This window comes from Yoonia tamlensis (genome assembly GCF_900115105.1).
In the GTDB taxonomy this organism is placed as follows: Bacteria; Pseudomonadota; Alphaproteobacteria; order Rhodobacterales; family Rhodobacteraceae; genus Yoonia; species Yoonia tamlensis.
Map to the genome: position 1 here is coordinate 351,343 of NZ_FOYP01000001.1, position 21,908 is coordinate 373,250.

Genomic DNA, 21,908 nt, shown 5'->3' on the forward strand with positions numbered 1-21,908 from the left:
ATCAGGGTAAATGTGAACCCCGCGCCAGTGCCCTTGTCGCAACAATAGCGGGCGCGCGCGCCCCAAGGGGTGACAATTGCGCGCAGGTCCGGTAGGGCAGGCTCAACATCCCTATAATGACTGGAATTCCCATGCCCCGCGCTCTTTTAGCGAGTTTCGCAGACAGTTTATCAATCAGCGACCCGAACGCGCCACTGACACCCAAACAGTTGCGCATTGATGTGCTGTCGGGTCTGACCGTTGCCTTGGCATTGGTCCCAGAAGCGGTGGCATTTGCCTTTGTCGCGGGCGTACAGCCTTTGGTCGGGCTTTATGCCGCGTTTATCGTCGGGTTGATCACGGCCATCTTTGGCGGCCGTCCAGGCATGATTTCAGGTGCCACAGGCGCGCTGGCCGTTGTGATGGTCAGCCTTGTGGCACAGCACGGCGTTGAATATCTGTTTGCGACTGTTGTGTTGATGGGGCTGATCCAGATTTTTGTCGGCGTGATGCGTTGGGGCAAATTCATCCGGCTGGTCCCGCATCCAGTGATGCTTGGCTTTGTGAACGGGCTGGCGATTGTGATTTTCTTGGCCCAGCTTGGTCAATTTAAGGTGCCCGGCACCGCAGAGGCATCCGGCCACGGGATGGGCGGCGGCGAATGGCTGTCTGGCGGGCCATTGGCGTTGATGCTGGGGCTGGTGGTGCTGACAATGGCGATCATCTATTTCATTCCGCGTCTGACCAATGCGATCCCCGCGCCGCTTGCCGGTATCGGGATTGTCGCGGCGATTGTGATCGGTTTCGGGCTTGATGTGCCTTTGGTTGGCGATCTGGCCAGTATTGAGGGCGGGCTGCCGCCGTTCCATATCCCGATGGTGCCGATGACATGGGAAACGCTTGAGATCATCGGGCCATATGCGGTGATTCTGGCGGCGATCGGCCTGATCGAAAGCCTGCTGACGCTGAACCTTGTCGGGGAAATGACCGGCAACCGTGGTGGTGCAAGCCAAGAATGCATCGCCCAAGGTGCGGCCAATACTGTGACCGGCTTCTTTGGTGGTATGGGCGGTTGTGCGATGATCGGGCAATCCATGATCAACGTGAAATCCGGCGGACGCACCCGCGTGGCGGGCATTGCGGCGGCACTGTTTTTGCTGGCGTTTATCCTGTTCGCAAGCGGACTGATCGAACAGATCCCGTTGGCCGCATTGGTGGGCGTGATGTTCATGGTGGTGATCGGCACCTTCGCTTGGAACTCGCTCACGATTTTGCGCAAAGTGCCGCGTATGGACGCGTTTGTGACGATCCTTGTGACGGTTGTGACTGTGGCGACAGACCTTGCGACCGCCGTGGTTGTTGGTGTGATCGTATCCGCGCTGGCCTATGCGTGGAACAACGCCAGCCGCATCCACGCCAAGACACATGAAACCCCCGAAGGCGCCAAGGTCTATCAGGTCCAAGGCCCGCTTTTCTTTGGATCGTCCGAGGGGTTTACCGAACTTTTTGACGTCGAAGCCGACCCGTCTTTGGTGATCATCGACTTTGCCGACAGCCGCGTGGTCGACCAATCGGCGCTGCAAGCCATCGAAGCCATTGCCGGCAAATATGAAAAGGCGGGCAAGCGGATTCAGTTGCGTCACATCAGCCATGATTGCCATAAGCTGTTGTCAAAGGCGGGGCATTTGATCGTCGACAGCGATGACGACCCCGATTACGCGCTGGCCGTTGATTATGGCGTCAAGATTGGCATTCTGGGCGGGCACTAAGCTCTTGAAATCGGGCGCGCAGCACCACAGATGTTGTTGCGCGCCCCTTGGGCCGGCGGCGCCGCAATTTGCGCGTTTGGCTTTGGGCATTTTTCTATGATCATTGATTTCGGACTTGTTGCACTGGGGCTTGTGGCCCTGGTTTTTTGTGGTGACGTGCTGGTGCGGGGGGCGGTCGGCGTGGCGCAACGCGCGGGGCTATCGCCTTTTGTGATCGGGCTGACGCTTGTTGGCTTTGGTACGTCGATGCCCGAATTAATGACCAGCCTAATCGCAGCCAATCAAGGCGCGCCCGGCATTGCCTTGGGGAATGTCGTCGGAAGCAATATCGCAAATATTCTTTTGATCCTTGGTATCACCGCGGCAATGGGGGCTATTCCGGGTCGTGCCCTGCTGGAACGTGACGGCATGGTGATGATCGGGGCAACGGTGGTTTGCAGTGTTCTGATCCTGTCGGGGCATGTCGGGCGGATTGCTGGCTTGGCCTGTATTGCGGCGCTGGTGACCTATTTGGTCGTGACCTTGCGCAGTGGTAAACCGGATCAAGATGATACAAATGCCGCGGAACCGATGTCTCTGCTTGCCGGTTTGGGCATCTTTCTGGCGGGTTTGGTCGGCGTGATGATCGGGGCCAAGCTGCTGGTACAGGGCGCGTCCGAAATTGCCCGCGCTTTTGCGGTATCAGAGGCCGTGATCGGGCTGACAGTTGTGGCCGTTGGCACATCGCTGCCAGAGCTGGTGACATCCGTTATGGCTGCGCGCAAGGGGCAGGGCGCCTTGGCGATCGGCAACGTGATCGGATCGAATATCTTTAACATCTTGGGCATTTTGGGTGTAACCGCCGCGATCTACCCGCTTGCCGTGCCTGCCGATATGCAAGGGATCACCTTGTGGGTGTTTATCCTTGCCGCCTTGCTGCCAATAGGCTTTGCGCTTGTGCGCGGCCTGATCCCGCGCTGGGCGGGGTTCGGCTTTGTCGCGGGCTACGCGGCCTATGTGGTTGCGATTGTTGCTTGAACGGTGAATTCGGTTTAGGGTCCGGCTGTCACACGCCGGGTCCACGGCGGACATTACCGAGACATTTTCTAAATGACATTGATGACATTTGCCGCTTATGAGCAGCAATTGAAATGGGTCGCATTTGTGCTGGGCGTTGCCAGCACAATTTGCGTTGTGCAGGGCTATCATCTGGGGGCAATGCTGTTCAGCCTGCCGTTTTGCCTGATCTGGATGTATTGCGCATGGCTGCGGCGCGAACCGCAGTTGAAATACATCAACATGCTGTTCACCGCGCTTTATATCTACGGGATCGGGCGTTATTTCTGGATTGCGGGCTAGTCAGGGCGTTTGAGCGTGAAAACATCGCGTACAACCGCATAATCCTGATAGCCCATCCGCGCGAGCATCCCAAAAGCGGCTACATCAAATTTGCCGTCGATGATGCAATCGTCGCGCAGGTGTACGCCTGTGACCTCGCCAAAGACGGCAAATCCTGTCGGGCCTGCAAGCGGCACAATTTGTGTGACTTTGCATTCAAGCGTCGCAGGCGCATCCGCAACGCGGGCGCAGTTGATGGTTTCGCAGGCCGCCTTGGCCAGATTCGCCTGCGCGAATTCATCGACGCTCTTGTCATAAGCCCCCGAAGTGACATTCATAGCCGCGCGGGCCGCATATTCAACGATATTGACCGCAAATACGCCCGTTTCGCGGATTTGTGCCACGGAATCCTTGGTGCCATTGCGGTCTGCCTTGGCGCTGGTTGATGAAAACATCACTTGCGGCGGCTCGTAGGCGACAGCGTTAAAGAACGAATAGGGCGCAAGGTTATCATGCCCATCGCTGCCGCGTGTTGAAATCCAACCAATCGGGCGCGGTGAGACCACAGCATTAAACGGGTTATGGGGCAGGCCGTGCCCATTTTCTGGTTGATAAAACATCGCGTTGCCTTTTCCTTGGGTTTGCTTACGGGTATCTTGCACGCACCCAGTTGGCCAGATGAAAGAACCATGCAGCAATTCGCACTGACAATGGCCGAAGAAACGGCGCAAGACTGGTGGGAGATCGAGGCGCTATTTGACTTGTGCTTTGCGCCCGGACGGTCGGCACTGTCGTCTTACCGATTACGTGATGGGGTCCCCCCGATTTCTCCGCTTTGCCTGACGGCCCGCGATGAAAACGGGGTTCTGGCGGGGGCGGTGCGCAACTGGCCAGTCCGTGTGGGCGGGCATATGGCTGTGCTGCTCGGTCCGATTGCTGTGCACCCGACCCGCCAAGGCGAAGGGGTTGCAGCCATTTTGATGCGCGCATGTCTTGAACGTGCGACCCAGCATGGCTGGGAGCGCGTGATGCTTGTCGGGGATGCGCCCTATTATTCGCGTTTCGGCTTTGAAAAGCTGGAAGGCGTTGAAATGCCACCGCCAACAAACCCCGACCGCGTGCTGGGGCTTGGGGATTGGGCCGGTGTTACGGGCGAAGTGACCAAGGCCTCGGATTGCAATTGATATCCTGCCACCCCATCTTAGGGGTATGACCATACCTGATGACCACGCACTTGTCGCGCAAACATGCCAGCCGCTTGATGCCGTAGCCAGCGCCGAGCTGCGCGCATTGGCGTTGCGACAGCGCCGTGCGCGCGGCATTTTGATCACGGCGATCAGCTATGTCGGCGGTCAGGTCGAAGACAGCATAAAGCTACTGCCCAAACCCGTGGCGCGCCAAATTGACGAAATAACGCGCAAGGCGCTGTTGCGCAGCTTTGATCTGGCAGCAAAATCGCGCGGCGGGATGGGAAAATCGATCGGCTCTGACAGGGTGCATCGGGCGATGGGCACCTTGACGGGTGCCCTTGGCGGGGTTGGCGGCCTGCCGACGGCGCTGGCGGAATTACCGGTAGCAACCACAGTGATTTTTCGCGCGGTTTTGCATGTCGCCGAAACCTATGGCGAAGACCCGCAATCCGTAGAAACACGCATGCAATGCCTTGCCGTATTTGGCGCAGGCGGCCCCGGTAGCGAAGATGACGGGATCAACACGGCGTTTTTCGGGGCGCGACTTGGCCTGTCGGGCGCGGCGGTTCAAGGGCTGATCAGCAAGGTTGCCCCGAAATTCGCCGCCGTGATGTCGCAAAAACTGGCCACGCAAACTGTACCAATATTAGGCGCGGCGGCCGGGGCCGGGACCAATTACGCCTTTGTGGACTACTATGTCGCGCTTGCGCATGTGCATTTTGGCCTGCGCAAACTGGCCCGCGCGCACGGTGAAACAGCGGTGGCCGAGGCGTTTCACGCCGCACTTGCAGATCAGACCTGATAGACCAGCCAATCGGCGACAGAGCGCCGCACGGAATGATCGCCGCGCGCGACGGATTCGTCCATAATCGCGCGCACCTCGTTCAGATCGACACGGCGCAGCAAATGTTTGACCGGCCCCACAGAGGCGGGACGCATCGACAAGGACCGCAATCCCAAAGCCGCAAAGCACAATGCCTCGACAGGGCGGCCCGCGTCTTCGCCGCAAAACGACACTGGCGTGCCCGATTCCGCGCAACGTGCGATCACATGCTGCAAGAACTGCAAAAAGCTAGCGTTCAGCGTATCATAGCGTTTGCGAACACGTTCGTTTTCGCGGTCAGCGGCGAAAAAGAACTGCTTAAGATCATTGCCGCCGATCGAGATAAAATCGACCTCTTCGAAGAATGCTTTGGGGGCATAGGCCAGCGATGGTGTTTCCAGCATCGCGCCAACTTCCAGTTTCGAGGGCAGAATATGGCCAAGGATTTTTTCGCGTGCGATGGCCTTGTCCATTTCGGCTTTGGCGGCACGGAATTCCGCGTATTCGGCAATAAACGGGAACATCACCGACAAAGGCCCGCCATCGGCCGCGCGCAACAGCGCCTGAAGCTGCATACGCAGCACGCCCGGCTTGTCCAGACCCACCCTGATCGCGCGCCAACCCATGGCAGGGTTGGGTTCGTCGTTGGGTTTCATATAGGGCAGCACCTTGTCCGAGCCGATATCAAGCGTGCGAAATGCGATCCGCTTGCCCTTGGCCGATTTCACAACCCGCGAATATAACGCGGAAAGTTCGGCACGCCGTGGCATTTGATTGCGGATCAGGAACTGCAATTCAGTACGAAACAGGCCCACACCTTCGGCGCCCGACCCTTCGAGCGACGGCAGGTCGGCGATAAGCCCCGCATTCATCTGCAAGGATATTGTCGTGCCGCATTTTGTCGTTGCCGGCAGGTCGCGGATGGACGCATAGCGTTCCTGGGCGCGGGTTTGCATCGCCAGTTTGTCGCGAAAGGCGCTATGCACTGTTTCGTCGGGGCGCAAATGTGCGATGCCCTGATCACCATCGACCAGAATCGGATCGCCGTTCAGGGCCTCTGTGGTGACGCCTTTGGCGTTGATCACCAGCGGAATGGCCCATGCGCGCGCGACAATGGCGGCATGGCTACCGACAGAGCCCTCCTCGAGAACAATCCCCTTGAGAGCCTTGCCGTATTCGAGCAATTCGCCGGGTCCGATGTTGCGCGCCACAAGAATCGGATTTTCAGGCATATCGGCGCGGGCAGCCGCCCCTTGTCCGGTCAGGATCCGCAAAAGACGGTTCGACAGATCATCCAGATCATGCAGCCGGTCACGCAAATATGGATCAGCGGCCATGTTCATGCGGGTGCGCGCATGTGACTGTTCTTTTTCGACAGCGGCCTCGGCGGACAGCCCGTTTGACACGTCTGCCTCCATCCGGCGCATCCAGCTGGTGGAATTGGCGAACATGCGGTAGGCCTCAAAGACTTGGGCCTGATCGGCATCGTTGGCGCGCGCCCCAGAGAGCATTGTGTCGACGGAAATACGCAGCTTTTCGACGCCGTCACGCAGGCGCGAAAGTTCCACGTCGGGGTCGTCGGATATCGGATTGGTCACCACAACGCGCGGCTCGTGCAGGAATACCAGCCCTTCGCTTGCGCCTTCCTGGCCGACAGACCCGCGCAGCAGCACGTGTTGCTGATGGCGCGCGGAAAGTGCGGCACCTTCGCCCAGAAACGCGCCAAGCTCTGTCATTTCGGCCAGCACCATCGCCACGATTTCGAGCGCATAGATTTCATCCGCGGTGAATTCGCGGGCGGCTTTGGATTGCACAACAAGAACGCCCAGCGCTTCGCCCAGCCGTTGAATCGGGACACCGCAGAACGACGAATACCGTTCTTCGCCCGTTTCGGGCATATACCGAAAACCCTTTTCGGAGGGCGCGTCGGCGGTGTTGATCACGCTGCGGCTTTTGGCAGTACGCCCGACAAGACCTTCGCCAAGGCGCATCCGCGTTTGATGGACGGCTTCGGCTTGCAAGCCTTTGGTCGCGCACAGCTCGAGCGTTTCCGCGTCACGGAACAGATAGATCGAACACACTTCGGTCATCATCGACGTCGCAATTAGGTCCACGACCTCGTCTAGGCGTGTCTGGCCTTCGTTGTTCGAGGCAAGCGCCTCTCGGAGGCGGCCAAGTAACTTGCGGCTTTCGGTTTCAATCCGTTCTGGCATTGGTCCCCCAAAATGACGAACCGATCACATTTGATCAGCCAGCCTTTTCCAATTCGAATGCATCATGCAGGGCTTGTACGGCAAGTTCCATGTATTTTCGATCAATCAGTACGGAAATTTTGATCTCTGAGGTTGTAATGACTTTGATGTTTACACCTTCAGAGGACAAAACCTTGAACATTTTGGCCGCAACACCTGTGTGGCTGCGCATGCCGATGCCCACAACCGACACCTTTGCGACGCCTTCATCGGCAACCAGATCATGATAGTTGATCGCGCCTTTTTCTTTGGCATCCTGCATCGCAACTTCTGCGCGCTTGACCTGATCCACAGGGCAAGAGAACGTCATGTCGGTGCGCCCTTCTTCAGAGATGTTTTGCACGATCATATCGACGTTTACGCCAGCGTCGGAAAGCGGGCCAAAGATCGCAGCAGCGATGCCTGGACGGTCGGCGACCGAAATCAGGGTCATTTTTGCTTCGTCGCGGGAATAGGCCACACCGGCCACAACGTTGGATTCCATGATTTCCTCCTCATCGCAGACAAGCGTTCCAGCCGCGTCCGATGGTTCTTCAAAAGATGATAGCACGCGCAGGCGTACTTTATAACGCATTGCCAGTTCGACAGACCGGGTTTGCAATACCTTTGCGCCGAGTGACGCAAGTTCCAGCATTTCTTCGAATGCGATCTTGTCAAGTTTGCGCGCTTTGCTCGTGATGCGCGGATCTGTGGTATAGACACCGTCTACATCGGTATAAATGTCGCAGCGTTCCGCACCAAATGCAGCAGCAAAGGCCACAGCCGTTGTATCTGACCCACCGCGCCCCAATGTGGTGATGCGGCCATCAGGGCTGACCCCTTGGAAGCCCGCGACCACGGCAACTTTCATACCTTCGCCGAATTTGGCGTTGATGTTGTCGGTGGGGATTTCTTCGATGCGCGCGTTTGAATGCGCAGAGGTGGTTTTGACCGGCACTTGCCAGCCCTGCCAGCTGCGCGCGGGGATTTCCATTTCTTGCAGGCGCAGGGCCATCAGACCGGCGGTTACGTTTTCACCTGACGAAACGATTGAATCATATTCGCGCGCGTCATACAGCGGTGCAGTATCATTGACCCAGCCGACCAGTTCGTTGGTTTTCCCCGACATCGCCGAAACGATGACGATCACGTCATAGCCGTTGGCAACTTCGACAGCGACGCGTTTGGCGGCGCGTGCGATCCGGTCCAGATTGGCAACTGACGTGCCGCCAAATTTCATAACAAGCGTTGGCATGATCGTATCCCCGGGGGTGTCGCACCCCTATAGCAATTCCGCAGGTCTCTTAATGTGCTGCGCGCCCAAGAGCAATGCGCAACCGACATGGATCTCTCGCGTCAATTGGTCTTTTTGCGCGGAATAAACGGCAAAGGGACAACGGGAATACCATCATCAACCAGTTTCTTTGCATCGGCGATCTTGGCCTCGCCGTAAATCGGCCGCTCGGGGATGATGCCGTCATGCATATCGCGCGCCTGTTTTACGAAACTGTCACCGACATAATCCGAGTTCTTTTCGACCGTATCGCGCAATTTTTCGATAGGGTTTTCAACGGCTTTTGGCGAAGCAATTGCCGATGACGTGCTGACAGCCGGTGCCATCACGGATTTTGTTACCGCAGCTGATCCACATGTATCACAGATAATCATGCCCGCGCGGCAAAGCTTGTCAAAGGCTTCGCCGGATTGAAACCAGCTTTCAAAAGCATGGTTCTGGTCACATTTGAGATGAAAGCGGATCATGCGTTGTAAATAGGCAAATTGCGCGCGCTTGCAAGCATCCGTTAATGCAGAATCGTCTGTGGCTTGAAGCTGGCGACAATCTGTTGAAGCGCGGGTTCTTGCAATTTCTTCGCGGCTTTCTTGGGGCTGAACCATTTGCGTTTACGTTGCCCGCGTTCGGGCCATTTGCGCAGCTCTTTGCGCACCCGCACCGGATAGACCATCACAATAATAGGTGCTTCACCTGATTTCAGTGGTTTGACATAGCTATAGGCCCCCAGGCAGCGGTCGATCGCATCGCCCCTGATTCCGGCTTCTTCATATGCTTCGATGGCCGCCGAATCCGCGGGGGTTTGTTTGTGGATCGGCCAGCCTTTGGGCAAAATCCAGCGCCCCGAATTGCGTGTAGTTACAAGGCAGATTTCGACATTGCCATCGCGCAGGCGCCAGCACAGGGCCGCAAATTGCGCGCGCACATCGGTTTTGCGTCCGGCGCGCAGTTTGATCGGAAGCTGTTGCATCGGGTCTTTTGCCATGGTGCCTGTCGAAAATTGGGGTAAACCCCCGATTATGGCCGACGATACGCATGCCCCCGTTGCACAAGCAACCCCTTTCCCGCGCTTTATCGGGTCCGAGATTTATCGCAGTTCAAGCTATGGTGCATGGCATCCGCTGCGCGTGCCGCGTGTGTCGACGGTGATGGATCTGTCGCGCGCGATGGGTTGGTTGCCTGCCGCGCAATTCGTCACCAGCCCGCGCGCCAAACCTGCCGCGCTGACCGGATTTCATACGCCCCGCTATATTGCCGCCCTGCAAGCCGCCGAAGCAGCGCAGGGTGTTTCCGCTGAAACCCGCGCGCGGCATGCGCTGGGCACACCGTCGAATCCGGTTTTCAAAGAAATGTACCGCCGCCCCGCAACCAGCGCTGGCGCGTCTTTGCTTGCGGGCGAACTGCTGGCCAAAGGCGGGGTGATCTATTCGCCCGCAGGCGGCACCCACCACGGTATGCCCGACCGCGCCAACGGGTTTTGCTATCTCAATGATCCGGTGCTGGCGATCCAGTCTTTGCGGCGCAACGGCGCGCGCCGGATCGCCTATGTCGATATTGATGCGCATCATGCGGACGGGGTTGAACACGCCTTTGTGCATGACCCTGACACGCTGCTGATTTCGGTGCACGAGGCCAACCGCTGGCCGCGCACGGGCGCGCTGACGGATAGCGGCGCGGGGCAGGTCTATAACCTGCCGGTGCCTGCGGGGCTGCATGATGATGAAATGGCGCTGATCGCGGATGCGCTGATCCTGCCTTTGGTCGCGGGGTTTCGCCCTGACGCAATCGTGCTGCAATGCGGGGCGGATGCCGTGCTTGAGGATCCGCAATCGCGCCTGACCCTGTCAAACAATGCGCATTGGGCGATTGTGGCCGCGCTGCGCGATCTGTCCCCGCGCTATCTGGTTTTGGGCGGGGGCGGGTATAATCCTTGGTCGGTCGGGCGTTTGTGGACAGGGGTTTGGGCGACATTGCAAGGGGCCGAGATTCCCGATCGCATCCCGCAAGAAGCGCAAGATGTCTTGCGGGCGCTGACATGGGAAACCCCGCAAAAGCGCCGCACGCCCGCGCCGCATTGGATCACAACCCTGCGCGATGCCCCGCGCGGTGGGCCAATCAGCGAAGAAACGCGCAGCGGCGTGCAATACCTGATGCGCCGCGCGCGTCGCTGGGTCTGACCCTTGCGCCGCTTTGCGAAGAGCCCGATACTTGGGCGCATGATATTTCGGGTTCTTCTGACATGGGTCTTCTTTGCTACGGCTGCGTCTGCGCAGGTTGTGGTCTTTGCCTCGGCCAGTCTCAAGGAACCAGTGGACCGGATCGCGGCGCAATTTCCCGATGTTGTCGTATCCTACGGCGCGAGCAGCACGCTTGCGCGGCAAATCAGCCAAGGCGCTCCGGCGGATATTGTGCTGCTCGCGCATGTGGATTGGATGGATTACCTGCGCAGTGGCGGGTTTGTGCAGCCGCAGACAATTGCGGATTTCGCAAGCAACCAACTGGTGATGATCGGCGGGGCTGGCAGCGATGAAATCGCGCTGACACAGCCCGCTATTACTGCGGCCTTGGGGCAGGGGCGCATTGCGACGGGGATCACCGCGGCTGTCCCCGCAGGCATCTATGCCAAAGAGGCGCTGATCCATCTAGGGCTATGGGACCACTTTGTCGCTGATCTGGCAGAGGTCGACAATGTCCGTGCCGCCTTGGTGCTGGTTGCGCGCGGGCAGGCGCCACTGGGGATTGTTTATGCCACCGATGCGCAGGCCACGGATGCGGTGCAGGTTGTTGCGGTCTTTCCTGCAGATAGCCACGCGCCGATCCGCTATACCGGCGCACTGACCGCGCATGCTGATGCGGGTGCGGCGGATTTCCTGACCTATCTGAACGGGCCGCAAGGGCGGCGCATTTTGCAAGAGGCGGGTTTCCTGCCTCCGGTGACGCGGTAATGGGTGCGCTGGGGCCAAATGAATGGGCGGCGATTACGCTGTCGCTGCGGGTCTCGCTTGTCGCTGTGATTTGCGCACTGCCCTTTGCGATTGCTATCGCCTATGTCTTGGCGCGCAAGCAATTTGTCGGGCGGCAATTGCTGAATGTCGTGGTACATTTGCCGCTGGTGATGCCCCCCGTGGTGACAGGCTATTTGTTGCTGGTGATATTTGGTGCCCAAGGCCCTGCAGGGCGCATTCTTGACCAATGGTTCGGGATCACGTTGGGGTTTCGCTGGACCGGTGCCGCCTTGGCTGCGGCCGTGATGGCGTTTCCGCTGATGGTGCGCGCAATCCGGCTGGGGTTCGAAGCCATTGATCCGGGATTAGAGGACGCCGCCGCAACCTTGGGCGCGACCCGCTGGCGTATCTACGCCACGGTGACCTTGCCTTTGGCGTTGCCCGGCATTTTTGCAGGCGTGGTGTTGGGGTTTGCCAAAGCGCTGGGCGAATTTGGCGCAACGATCACATTTGTCGCCGCGATCCCCGGTCAAACCCAAACAATCCCGTCAGCGATTTACGGGCTTTTGCAGGTGCCAAATAGCGGGGCTGCGGTGGTCAGCTTGGTCGTGGTGTCGATCATTCTGGCGATGGGGGCGCTGCTGCTGTCCGAAGTTCTGGCACAGCGCATGGCGCGCAAGGTGGGCCGCTGATGTTGCAGATTTGCGTGCAAAAGCAGATGGGTGAATTCAGCCTTGATGCGCAGTTTGATGCCCCCGCTGGCGTGACGGCGATTTTTGGCAAATCTGGGTCCGGTAAAACCACGCTGATAAACGCGATTGCGGGGCTGGTGCAGCCGGATGCGGGCCGCATTGCGGTTGATGACAGGGTGCTTTTTGATCAATCCGCGCGGGTCAATGTGCCGGTTGCAGGGCGGCGTGTGGGCTATGTTTTCCAAGATGCGCGGCTGTTCCCGCATCTGGATGTGCAGCGCAATCTGACTTATGGCGGCAATCATAACGCCGCGCAGGTGATTGATATGTTGGGTCTGGGGTCATTGCTTGGCCGTCGGCCCGCGGGTCTGTCGGGTGGTGAACGCCAACGCGTGGCGCTGGGGCGGGCATTGATGTGTGATCCGCAGATATTGCTGATGGATGAACCGCTTGCCGCACTGGACGCGCCGCGCAAGGCTGAAATCCTGCCCTATGTGGAACGGTTGCGCGACCGGACCCGCGTGCCGATTATCTACGTCAGCCATGACGTGTCAGAGGTCGCGCGCCTTGCAACAACGCTTGTGGTGCTTGACGCGGGGCGCGTGGCGGTTGCGGGGCCTGTGGGGCATGTTTTGTCACGGCCCGAAGTCGTGCCGTTTTTGGGCACCCGCGCGGCCGGTGCCGTGATTGAAACAAGGGTCGCGGGGCGGCTGCTCGATGATGATCTGACCGAGTTGCAATTTTCCGGCGGGCGGCTGTTGATGCCCGGATATCTGGGTGAAATCGGGCAAAAGCTGCGCCTGCGCATTCCGGCCCAAGATGTGATCTTGGCGCGCACCGCACCAACTGGGATCAGCGCGCTGAACGTGCTGCCGGTCACGATCACCGATATTGTGCCCGGGCGCGGGCCGGGGGTCGCGGTCGGGCTGCGCGCGGGCGATGATCAACTGCTTGCGCGGATCACACGGCGCAGTCTTGGGCGCATGGAACTGGCCGTGGGCATGCAGGTTTTTGCAATCATCAAAGCCACCGCCGTCGGCCCCGAAGATATCGGCAGCTAAAGCGCGCGATCAATCGCTGCCAGCGTCCGTGCAACCCCGCCCGCATGATCATCATAAAACTGCGTAATCTGCGCGTCGGTGACAGGGGCAGGGTGGATTACGGCCGCGCATAGCTCTGTGGGCGTTTGCACGTTGTGACAGACACCTGCGGCGATGGCTTCTTGCGCGGGATAGGCAATTGTCCAGATATGCGGGCCGACGATGACAGGTTTTTTTAGCGCCAGCGGTTCAATGATATTATGCGCGCCCTTGGGCACAAAGCCGCCGCCTACAATGGCGCGGTCGGCAAGGCTCAGGTAGAAATACATCTCGCCCATGCTGTCGCCCAAAAGCACGTCGATATCAGGGGCAGCGCCGTTCAACCCTAACGCGGCATCAAAAATGTCCGAACGCCGCGCAAATCGGATACCGGCGTCAACCAGCATCTGCGCAACTTCGTCAAACCGTTCAGGCGCGCGGGGTACATAGGTGAAAAACACCCCCGGCGATTGCTTGATCATGTCGATATAGATCGGGTCTTCGCCTTCGACGACCGATGTCAGGGTAAAGCTCGGGCGCCCATTGGTGAGCGCTGCGCGCGCGGTTTTGCCCGCATCCAGATGCGCCTGCGGGATCGGTTGATCAAACCGCAACTCGCCCGTGATATGAATATTGGTCATGCCCGCCGCGGCAAAGCGGGCGCGCTGGTCTTGGGATTTCACGAACCCGCCCGCAAACCCCGCCAGAAGGGAAGCGCGCAACCCCAGCCCTTTGATATCCTTGTCATAGCTTTTTTGCGGATATTGCGCGTTGCACATGAACAAAGGCACGCCATGTTTACGGCAGGCCATGATCATGCGCGGCCAAATCTCGATCTCCATGACCAGCCCGTATTTTGGGGTAAACCGGCGCAAAAAGCGGCGGTAAGCAAAGCCGAGCTCGAACGGCACCCAGATGGTTTGCAGCTGTCCTGTCGCAATCTCAGCTGCGAATTCGCGCTGGGCCTCGCGCCGTCCGGCGGGGGTGAAATGCGTGGTTAAAACCACCTCTCCACGGGCCAGAAGCGCACGGATCAGCGGGGTCGCAGAGCGCATTTCACCAAGCGACACAGCATGCACCCAAACGGGGTTCTTGATGCAGCTTTGATAGGCCCCGAAACGTTCCGCAATATGCTGCGCGTATTCAGGGTCTTTTGCCCCGCGCTTGCGCAGATACAGCAGTGCAAAGGGCAGGATCAGCCACCAAAGCAGCCCATAAACCACCATCGCAATGCGCAGTTTAAGCGGCGGAAAACGGGTCATGGCGCGGCCTTTGCGATGTTAAGCAGATCGGTGGCCAGTTGCGCGATTTGCGTGTTTGCGGCTTGCCGGCACTTATCCGCGCGCTGTGCTTGCGCCCGCAAACTATCGCTGCAAATAAAGGCGGCCAGTTGCGCGGCATCTGCAACCTGTGTGGCCGCATTTGCGACGTGAAGCTGCGCATAATCGTGCGCAAAATTGGCGACTTGTGGACCGTGGCAAATCGCTGATTGCAGGGCTGCGGCCTCCCACGGATTATGGCCTTCGGTGACGTCATTTGTGCCGCCAATCAATACTGCCGCCGCGACCCTGTAGATCAGCCCCAGATCGCCAAAAGTGTCACAAAGCCAGATCGGATCATCCGTATCAGGGAACTGCCCCAATGATTTGCGCGGGATATGCGCCGCGAACGCGTCGCGCCGGTCCGGAAAGCGCGGTGCGATGATCAAGAGCGCATCGGCGTGCAACTTGCGCACAATGTCATGGGCGGCAATCGCGATATCTTTGTCGGCTGGATGCGATGGCGCAACCGCCCAAGTGAACCGATCCTTCAGCTGCGTTTGTAATGTTTCAAACGTATCCGCGTCGCAGATCAGGGCAGGGGCGCTTGGCTTGAGCGATCCTGATACGCGCGCGTTTGCCCCCAGCTTGTGCAGGTGGCCGGCGGTGGTCTCATCTTGGGCCGTGTGCAATGCCATTGCGCCATAAAGGTCGCGGTAAAGCCCCTTGGCCTTTGCGTGCGATTGATAGGACTTATCACCCATGCGCGCCGCGACCACGGCCTGCGGGATACCGCGCCTGTCAAGATCGCTCACAAATCCGGGCCAGATATCCTGTTCGGCCCAAATGCACAGATCAGGTTGGAAGTGATCCAGAAACCTGCGGCGAAAGGGCGGCGCATCAAGTGGCAAAAACTGGTGGATCGTGCGCGGCGGCAGGTTGCGGGCAAAAACATCGGCCGATGCGCGTGTGGTCGAGGTCACCAAGAAACTGGCGTCCGGTGCCTGGTCTGCCAAGCGCAAGATCAGCCCGCGCAGCGATAACACCTCGCCCAAGCCAACGGCATGCAGCCAGATCAGCGGGCCATCGGGGCGCGGCGCAAGCCCGCGCGCCTGCTTTTCAATCCAGCGGCTGGGGTGTTCCTTGCCGCGCGCCAGCCGTTTGCGCAAAATGCGACCCGCCACTGGCGCAATCAGATAGCTGGCCGCAAGATAGGCCCGCAGCAACCCGCCGCGCCGCATCTTATTCATGGAACGTCTTTTGCAAATCGCTGGCCCAGAAGGCTTCGGACTGAATGACAGCGGCAAAACGGTCCGCCGCACTGCCGCCGCCAAATCCATCATCGCGCGGATAGGATTTGCCCCAAGCATCGGTCAAGAACGCGGCGATCTTGGCCGTTTCAAAGGCATCCGCAAAAAACACCGATGGCGATTTGGCGCGGTTGGTCTGGCGGGTGCCGATATCAAGCGAGGGGATGCCGATAAACGGGGCCTCGCGCACGCCAGCCGATGAATTGCCGACCATTGCGCTGGCGTTCTTCATCAGTTCCGAAAAATGTGCGAACCGCATCGACGGCAGCACCCGAAAACGATCCGCTGGCAGACGGTCAATCGCCGCAAAAATATCTGCTGAACCGGGGTCGTTATTGGGCGCGATCACAACAAAATTCTTGCCCGACGCCTCCAGCGCACCAAAAAGCGCATCCGCCTGCGCGCCCATCGTCGCAGCCTCGGATGTTACAGGGTGGAAAACACAGATGCCAAAATCATCAAACGGCAGACCGTAACGCGCTTTGACATCGGCAATGCTGACGCCTGAAGGGCCTGCGTGAAAATCCAGCTCGGGCGACCCGATCGCGTGAATATCCGCTGCGGCCTCGCCCAATGACTTCACGCGCCGCGCGGCATCGTCCGAGGAAACAAAATGGCTGCTCGCCAGCTTGCTGTTACAATGGCGGTAGATTTCATCAATGGTGCCAGACACTTCGCCACCCTCGATATGGGCGCAGCGCACGTAATTTGTGGCACAAACCAGCGCACAGGCAAGCGCCTCTACACGGTCACCATGGATCACCACCAGATCGGGCGCATGTTCCTTGATGAAATCCGAAAACCCGATGACGGTTTTGGCCAAAATCATATCCTGCGGATCGCCCGCACGTTGGTTCAAGAATTCATGCACTTGCACGCCGGAGGTGCGGTGAACCTCGACCTTGGTCAGCCCGTAGCGTTCAAGCATATGCATGCCGGTCACAAAAAACGACACCGCAAACCCCGCATCACGCGCCGCAATCGCAAGCGGTTCAAGCTTGCCGAAATCAGCGCGGGTTCCGGTTACAAACAATAGCGAACGCGACATGCATAGGTCCAAATCAATCAGGGTCTGATCCGCAGACTACCGCCGCAAAGGGCGAAAGGAAACGGGCAAGCGCAACAGGTTTTTCAATAGAATTGCGGTGATTTCCACGCGCGCCCCTATATCCGCTTGACGACACCAGCCGCAATCCTTAGTGAACCGCCTCAGGTAGGCGAGTTGGTAGAGTGGTTATGCAGCGGATTGCAAATCCGTGTACACCGGTTCGATTCCGGTACTCGCCTCCAAATAATTTCAATGACTTAGGCGATATCTACACCGAACTTCAGGTGTCGTTTACAGGATGCGGCTGTTTTTGCGTTTCAAACAGAAGAAGTGGTCCATAGAAAAGCCCGCAAAAATCCCTTCTCGAGTAACATCAGTGCGCTTGTTTCGAAACCATCTTGGTGGTTGCCAGCATACTTCCACAAATATTCCATGCGCGGCTAAGGTCAACTTTGAGCCCATTTTGACCAGACACAAACTTCCTTTGATTGTAGGAGTTCGGTCTATTTCCAACCAATCACAACATTAACGGCATCCGGGTAAACAATCTGATCTCCGACGACAGAGCCTCTCAATGTATCGGAAACGTCAGCAATGAGTGCTTCTTTTTCTTCATTAGGAAGGCTTTGAAAAGCGTTGGCTATTGGCATCGATCCGAGGTGCAATGGAACGAACTCTGTGGCCAAAGGAACTTGGATCGCCAATTCTTGGCGAGCTACAGTAACATTGCGAAATCCGGCTTCGGAGACACTCTCGATCAACCTATCTGCTGACGGTGTTTCTCTTTGGCCGCGTTGTTTCTTTGCTATCTCAGGCGAGATAAACTTTTCGACCGCTGAGCAGAGGGCTTTGGTATAGGCACTGTGGCCATCCCAAATCGACATCGCGATGCGCCCCGACGGAGCAAGCACGCGGTGGAACTCTCTTAAAGCAGCAGGTTGATCAGGAAAATAGTGGTAGCCATGCTGGGATATTACGGCGTTAAAACTGTCCTCTGGCAATCCTGTCTCGATGACATCACTTTCTATCCAAATGATATCCATGTCGGCGGCCAGTTCACGTGCCTTCGCAAGCATGCCGGCATTGATATCCAAGCCAGTTACGCGTCCGTCGCTGCCGACATCCCGTTTGGCTATCCGAGTGGTGACGCCAGTGCCGCAAGCAACGTCTAGAACTGTTTCGCCGGTTTCTAAGGACACGGAATTCAGAAGGGTTTCGGCCCAACGCCCAAACCACAACGGCACCATAGTATTCTCATATATTTCTGGAGCGCTACCGGAGAGTTGAAATGACATAAGACCTTCCCCTTGCCCATCTTCTCTGACCCCATGGTGCAGTAAGAAGGTACACTTGCAAGGTTACGCAGTCGGATCACCCTACGTCAACTTTGTCCGCTTGGCCGACCTTCTGATCTTTTAGTGGTTGCCTGCTCAGGGACGACCATGGCCGCCACGGAGCCCACAAGTCACCTTCGCAAGAGGCCATTGCGTTCAGAACACCGCCCAGAGGCTGCATCCACCACACGGATCGCGGGTCTCAATACTGTTCTCATGACTATCAGAAAATCCTGCACCAGCACGGGTTCAAGGTGTCAATGTCTGGCAAAGGTAATTGCTACGATAATGCGGCTGTTGAGACGTTCTTCAAGACGATCAAGGCAGAGCTGACTTGGCAGCATCCTTGGGAGACACGACGCAAGGCTGAGATGGCAATCTTCGAATACATCAACGGCTCGTACAATCCCCGCCGCCGACACTCAGCACCGGGCTGGAAAGCCCCGTCGCTTTCAAACGCAAGCTGGCTTATACGAGCGCTTGGAGCAGCACAAAAGCGCGACAGGTCCATTCATGAAATCTTTGGGTCCTATGCGGCTGAGACGTCAAAAGCCTCAGCTAACTTTATAGCCTTGGCTCCAGACACCGCGGAGAAGAGGTGTTTTACCGATTTGGCACACTCGCAGAACATCACCGCGCAATCCTGTCTTCAAAGCACCACGGTCATGCAACTGCACGGCGCTCGCGGGGTTGCTGGTCACGGTAGCAATTGCGCGGGGCAAATCATTCCAGATGTCAGCAAGGCGGAAGGCCGACAAAAGCAGCGCCGAGGGTACATAGTCCGACGAGACAATGTCGAGAAGATCGGCTTTTGCGAGGGTCTCTGCTGCAACATTGCCGGAGTGGGATCCGCCGCGGATCAGGTTGGGTGCGCCCATCATCACAGCAATTCCGTGCACGCGACAGGCGGCTGCGGCCTCAACTGTTGTGGGAAACTCGGCAAACCCCACACCGTTCACTGCAGAGGTTACGACATGATCGGCCGTGGTATCATCATGGCTGGCCAGAACTGCACCCAGACGGCGGGCTTCTTTCACTGCGCCCACCTCGTGCTTTGCCCCGAGGCGTTTTTGCAGACCCAACAGGGTCTCAACATGTTCGGCAAATTCTGCGTCGTTCATCCCGCGTTTCTTGGCGACATAGGTTTTCAGCGCGGTTAGGTCACGGAACTGGCGTTGGCCCGGGGTGTGATCCATCAGGCTGACGATGCCGACCCTGTCTGACGATCCGAACGCCGCCAGTTCCTCAAGCAGCGTCTCTGAACAGATTTCGGCCCGTAGATGGAGGAAATGACTGATCTTGAAATACCCTTGAGCGCGCGCTGCCAAGAGTTCATCCGCCAGCTTTCGGGCGTAGTCGATGTAGCGCCCCTTGCCGCTGTGGATGGACCCGACCCGCATGGCGTCAAACACCGTTGTGATGCCAGTGGACGCCAGTTCTGCATCGTGCGCGATCAGGGCGGGCAAAAGTGGCCAGTCCACTTCTGGGCGCGGTTCGATATGGCGTTCGACATTGTCTGTATGCAGTTCGACAAGACCGGGTATAACGAGATCACCGGCACAATCCAGGGCACCGGTTGGGACATGATCCCCTTCAGTAATGTCACAAATGACGCCTTGTTCTATTGTCACCGCACCAGTGAGGACCTGATCTTCCAACACAAGCTGCGCATTGGCGAGACATAGGTCGTTTGACACATCGTTGTCACAAGTCTTTGACAAAGAGGCCGCGGGAAAAGGGGAATTCATGTCATACTCTCGATTTGCAATTTACTATGTGCCGCCGGTAGGGCCCTTGGCCGATTTCGGTGCTTCTTGGCTTGGTTGGGATGTGTTGCGTGGCCGTGAAACACCCCAGCCAGATATGTCGGGTTTGGATGACATCACGATGACACCGCGCAAATACGGGTTTCATGCGACTTTGAAACCGCCATTTCGTCTGGCCGTAGGGCAAAATGTGCCGGCGTTGGAAGCTGCCGCATCTGACCTTGCTGTCAACCTTGCGCCGGCCATATGTGATGGCTTGGAATTGACGACTTTGGGCGGTTTTCTGGCGCTGACTCCGCAAGGCGATATGCATGCTGTGCGCCGGGTTGCCGGGGCCTGTGTGCGAGAGCTTGATCTGTTTCGCGCACCGGCTTCCGAGGCAGAACTCGCGCGCCGTCGCAAAGCCGGTCTGAGCTTGCCGCAAGAAGCGCTTTTGGCGCAATGGGGCTATCCTTACGTGATGGAGGAATTTCGGTTCCACATGACCCTGACGGCGCGGTTGCCGCGGGATGATATCGCCGTATGGTCGGCTGCTGTGCGGCGTCATTTGCCGGATCTGCCCAGCCTTTTTGTGTTGGATCAGATCGCATTGTGCGGTGAGCGGGAAGATGGCCGGTTCGAGGTGATCCATCGCTACAAACTCACCGGCTGAAGCAGTGCCGCGCCCAGGGCGATTGTCTGGAACAGCGGACCATCGTTGGCGAGGCTGATCACCTCGAGCCCAGCCGGTAAGGGCTTGTCAGCCACGGCAAGGCGTTTGCTGATCTCTTCGTCCGTCTCGCGGGCTCGCGCGGCCAGACGGTGTGCAAGCGTTTCCGGTTTCGCTGTGATATTGAGAACGACGAAGCGCGGGAAAATCTCGGCCGCTTGGGTCAGGGCCTTGCGGGAGAAATTGACAAGGCAATCGGTGCCCTTGCCAAGTTGGTATTTGACGGTGATCGGAATGCCGTAATGCAGCCCGTGCGCGCGCCAATGCACGGCAAAAGCCCCATCTTCGACCATGGTTTCAAATTGTGAAACGGACACCGCATCGTAATCCTCGCCACCCAATTCGGGCGCACGGGTGATCACGCGGCGCACCAGATGCAAATCCGGTATTGCTTCGTGTAGACCTGCCATTACGCTGTCCTTGCCAACACCCGATGGGCCGACAACCGCGATGAGGCGTCCCCCAGACTTTGAGGCAAGCGTCATGCCGCCATCCCGGGGGTAAAGCGGCCGACATCAATTTCGCGGTCGCATACACGGGTACGGGCTGCCTCGTCATGGAAAATACCGATAATGGCCGCGCCGCGCGCTTTGGCGTCCTCGATCAAGGAGAGCACCACCTCGCGGTTCGCAGCGTCGAGGCTCGCGGTCGGTTCATCAAGTAGCATCGCAGGGTAGCTGTGGGCAAAACCACGTGCAATATTGACCCGCTGTTGCTCGCCGCCCGAGAAGGTTGTGGGGGACAAGGACCACAGCCTTTCGGGGATGTTTAATTGGGTCAGAAGCGCCGATGCGCGGTCCCGCGCTTCGTCTGTCGGTACTCCCAAAGCGCGCAGAGGCTCTGCAACCACATCGAGGGTTGGCACGCGCGGCACCACACGCAGGAACTGGCTAACATAGCCCAGCACATCACGGCGCAACTTGATGATGTCGCGCGGCTCGGACCGCACGACGTCCAAACCGCCAATGCGAATTTCACCTGCCTGCGTCAGGTAATTGCCGTAGATCATCCGCATCAGCGTGGATTTACCAGCACCAGAGGCCCCAGTGAGCGCCACGCATTCACCGGGGGCAACTGCGAAGGACACATTGCTGATCACTTCGATTACGGCACTTCCCTGATTGTGCAGGGTAAAAGTCTTGGAGACGTCTTTGAGTTCAATCATG

22 protein-coding genes, 1 tRNA gene and 1 pseudogene are annotated in these 21,908 nt (G+C 58.1%); 12 read left to right on the top strand and 12 right to left on the bottom strand.

The features are described from left to right. The first annotated feature begins 131 nt into the window (after window positions 1-131). The 3 genes from BM320_RS01795 to BM320_RS01805 all read left to right on the top strand — a co-directional run bounded on the left by BM320_RS01795 (window position 132) and on the right by BM320_RS01805 (window position 3,086). A complete protein-coding gene (locus BM320_RS01795; protein WP_090195683.1) occupies window positions 132-1,748 on the top strand; it encodes a SulP family inorganic anion transporter in 1,617 nt (538 codons plus the stop codon). 96 nt (window positions 1,749-1,844) lie between these two features. Beyond that, window positions 1,845-2,765 carry a calcium/sodium antiporter gene (locus BM320_RS01800; protein WP_090200239.1) on the top strand — a complete coding sequence of 307 codons (921 nt, stop codon included), beginning with the start codon at window positions 1,845-1,847 and terminating at the stop codon, window positions 2,763-2,765. Window positions 2,766-2,837: 72 nt separating this feature from the next. After that, a complete protein-coding gene (locus BM320_RS01805) occupies window positions 2,838-3,086 on the top strand; it encodes a peptidase (protein ID WP_207496836.1) in 249 nt (82 codons plus the stop codon). On the opposite strand, the gene BM320_RS01810 is transcribed toward BM320_RS01805, so the two are convergent. Continuing rightward, window positions 3,083-3,685, bottom strand: a complete 603-nt coding sequence (locus tag BM320_RS01810; RefSeq protein WP_090195686.1) for a flavin reductase family protein — start codon at window positions 3,683-3,685, stop codon at window positions 3,083-3,085. The genes BM320_RS01805 and BM320_RS01810 overlap by 4 nt on opposite strands. Before the next feature lie 69 nt (window positions 3,686-3,754). Between BM320_RS01810 and BM320_RS01815 the strand changes: the two genes are divergently transcribed. Then, complete coding sequence (locus BM320_RS01815; RefSeq protein WP_090195696.1) at window positions 3,755-4,249, top strand: GNAT family N-acetyltransferase; 495 nt, start codon at window positions 3,755-3,757, stop codon at window positions 4,247-4,249. A gap of 25 nt (window positions 4,250-4,274) precedes the next feature. Continuing rightward, window positions 4,275-5,057, top strand: a complete 783-nt coding sequence (locus BM320_RS01820) for an EcsC family protein (RefSeq protein WP_090195707.1) — start codon at window positions 4,275-4,277, stop codon at window positions 5,055-5,057. Here the strand turns inward: BM320_RS01820 and ptsP are convergent. From ptsP to BM320_RS01840, 4 genes are all read right to left on the bottom strand, one after another. Further along, window positions 5,048-7,291 carry a phosphoenolpyruvate--protein phosphotransferase gene (ptsP, locus tag BM320_RS01825; RefSeq protein ID WP_090195710.1) on the bottom strand — a complete coding sequence of 748 codons (2,244 nt, stop codon included), beginning with the start codon at window positions 7,289-7,291 and terminating at the stop codon, window positions 5,048-5,050. The two genes, BM320_RS01820 and ptsP, sit on opposite strands and share 10 nt — an antisense overlap. A gap of 34 nt (window positions 7,292-7,325) precedes the next feature. Next, on the bottom strand, window positions 7,326-8,564 hold the full coding sequence (locus tag BM320_RS01830; RefSeq protein WP_090195725.1) for an aspartate kinase: 1,239 nt from the start codon (window positions 8,562-8,564) through the stop codon (window positions 7,326-7,328). A 101-nt stretch (window positions 8,565-8,665) separates the two neighbouring features. Further along, window positions 8,666-9,070 (bottom strand): DUF1178 family protein, encoded by a 405-nt coding sequence (locus BM320_RS01835; RefSeq protein WP_090195727.1) that lies wholly within the window; start codon window positions 9,068-9,070, stop codon window positions 8,666-8,668. Between the two features lie 41 nt (window positions 9,071-9,111). Then, window positions 9,112-9,585 (bottom strand): NUDIX hydrolase, encoded by a 474-nt coding sequence (locus tag BM320_RS01840; protein ID WP_090195731.1) that lies wholly within the window; start codon window positions 9,583-9,585, stop codon window positions 9,112-9,114. Window positions 9,586-9,619: 34 nt separating this feature from the next. On the opposite strand from BM320_RS01840, the gene BM320_RS01845 reads away from it, so the two are divergent. Genes BM320_RS01845 through modC form a run of 4 tightly spaced genes read left to right on the top strand, consistent with a single transcriptional unit; the run spans window position 9,620 to window position 13,298 of the window. Then, entirely contained in the window at window positions 9,620-10,777 is a 1,158-nt protein-coding gene (locus BM320_RS01845; protein ID WP_090200243.1) for an acetoin utilization protein AcuC, read from the top strand. A 39-nt stretch (window positions 10,778-10,816) separates the two neighbouring features. Next, a complete protein-coding gene (gene modA, locus BM320_RS01850; protein ID WP_090195734.1) occupies window positions 10,817-11,545 on the top strand; it encodes a molybdate ABC transporter substrate-binding protein in 729 nt (242 codons plus the stop codon). Further along, a complete protein-coding gene (gene modB / locus BM320_RS01855) occupies window positions 11,545-12,237 on the top strand; it encodes a molybdate ABC transporter permease subunit (RefSeq protein WP_090195737.1) in 693 nt (230 codons plus the stop codon). Before modA ends, modB begins: the two co-directional genes overlap by 1 nt. Further along, window positions 12,237-13,298 (top strand): molybdenum ABC transporter ATP-binding protein, encoded by a 1,062-nt coding sequence (gene modC, locus BM320_RS01860; protein ID WP_090195740.1) that lies wholly within the window; start codon window positions 12,237-12,239, stop codon window positions 13,296-13,298. Before modB ends, modC begins: the two co-directional genes overlap by 1 nt. Here the strand turns inward: modC and BM320_RS01865 are convergent. From BM320_RS01865 to neuC, 3 genes are read right to left on the bottom strand one after another with little or no spacing between them, the layout of a single operon-like run. Beyond that, window positions 13,295-14,578 (bottom strand): 3-deoxy-D-manno-octulosonic acid transferase, encoded by a 1,284-nt coding sequence (locus BM320_RS01865; protein ID WP_090195743.1) that lies wholly within the window; start codon window positions 14,576-14,578, stop codon window positions 13,295-13,297. The genes modC and BM320_RS01865 overlap by 4 nt on opposite strands. Continuing rightward, a complete protein-coding gene (locus tag BM320_RS01870; RefSeq protein WP_090195744.1) occupies window positions 14,575-15,825 on the bottom strand; it encodes a 3-deoxy-D-manno-octulosonic acid transferase in 1,251 nt (416 codons plus the stop codon). Before BM320_RS01870 ends, BM320_RS01865 begins: the two co-directional genes overlap by 4 nt. Then, window positions 15,818-16,933, bottom strand: a complete 1,116-nt coding sequence (neuC, locus tag BM320_RS01875) for a UDP-N-acetylglucosamine 2-epimerase (protein WP_090195745.1) — start codon at window positions 16,931-16,933, stop codon at window positions 15,818-15,820. Before neuC ends, BM320_RS01870 begins: the two co-directional genes overlap by 8 nt. 168 nt (window positions 16,934-17,101) lie before the next feature. Between neuC and BM320_RS01880 the strand changes: the two genes are divergently transcribed. Continuing rightward, window positions 17,102-17,175, top strand: a tRNA-Cys gene (locus tag BM320_RS01880). Between the two features lie 261 nt (window positions 17,176-17,436). Here the strand turns inward: BM320_RS01880 and BM320_RS01885 are convergent. Then, window positions 17,437-18,228 (bottom strand): methyltransferase domain-containing protein, encoded by a 792-nt coding sequence (locus BM320_RS01885; RefSeq protein WP_090195748.1) that lies wholly within the window; start codon window positions 18,226-18,228, stop codon window positions 17,437-17,439. 185 nt (window positions 18,229-18,413) lie between these two features. Between BM320_RS01885 and BM320_RS01890 the strand changes: the two are divergent. Continuing rightward, window positions 18,414-18,784: pseudogene (locus BM320_RS01890) on the top strand (DDE-type integrase/transposase/recombinase); the annotation flags it as partial. A gap of 37 nt (window positions 18,785-18,821) precedes the next feature. On the opposite strand, the gene BM320_RS01895 reads toward BM320_RS01890, so the two are convergent. Continuing rightward, entirely contained in the window at window positions 18,822-20,015 is a 1,194-nt protein-coding gene (locus BM320_RS01895) for an alpha-D-ribose 1-methylphosphonate 5-triphosphate diphosphatase (protein WP_207496837.1), read from the bottom strand. Here BM320_RS01895 and BM320_RS01900 point away from each other — a divergent pair. Continuing rightward, complete coding sequence (locus tag BM320_RS01900) at window positions 20,014-20,685, top strand: DUF1045 domain-containing protein (RefSeq protein WP_090195751.1); 672 nt, start codon at window positions 20,014-20,016, stop codon at window positions 20,683-20,685. The two genes, BM320_RS01895 and BM320_RS01900, sit on opposite strands and share 2 nt — an antisense overlap. On the opposite strand, the gene phnN is transcribed toward BM320_RS01900, so the two are convergent. Together phnN and phnL are read right to left on the bottom strand one after the other, a co-directional pair. Continuing rightward, window positions 20,667-21,227: a phosphonate metabolism protein/1,5-bisphosphokinase (PRPP-forming) PhnN gene (gene phnN, locus BM320_RS01905; protein WP_090195755.1), complete on the bottom strand. Its 561-nt coding sequence runs from the start codon at window positions 21,225-21,227 to the stop codon at window positions 20,667-20,669. The two genes, BM320_RS01900 and phnN, sit on opposite strands and share 19 nt — an antisense overlap. Beyond that, window positions 21,224-21,907 carry a phosphonate C-P lyase system protein PhnL gene (gene phnL, locus BM320_RS01910; protein WP_090195757.1) on the bottom strand — a complete coding sequence of 228 codons (684 nt, stop codon included), beginning with the start codon at window positions 21,905-21,907 and terminating at the stop codon, window positions 21,224-21,226. The genes phnN and phnL overlap by 4 nt, the downstream gene beginning before the upstream one ends. Between the last annotated feature and the right edge of the window lies 1 nt (window position 21,908).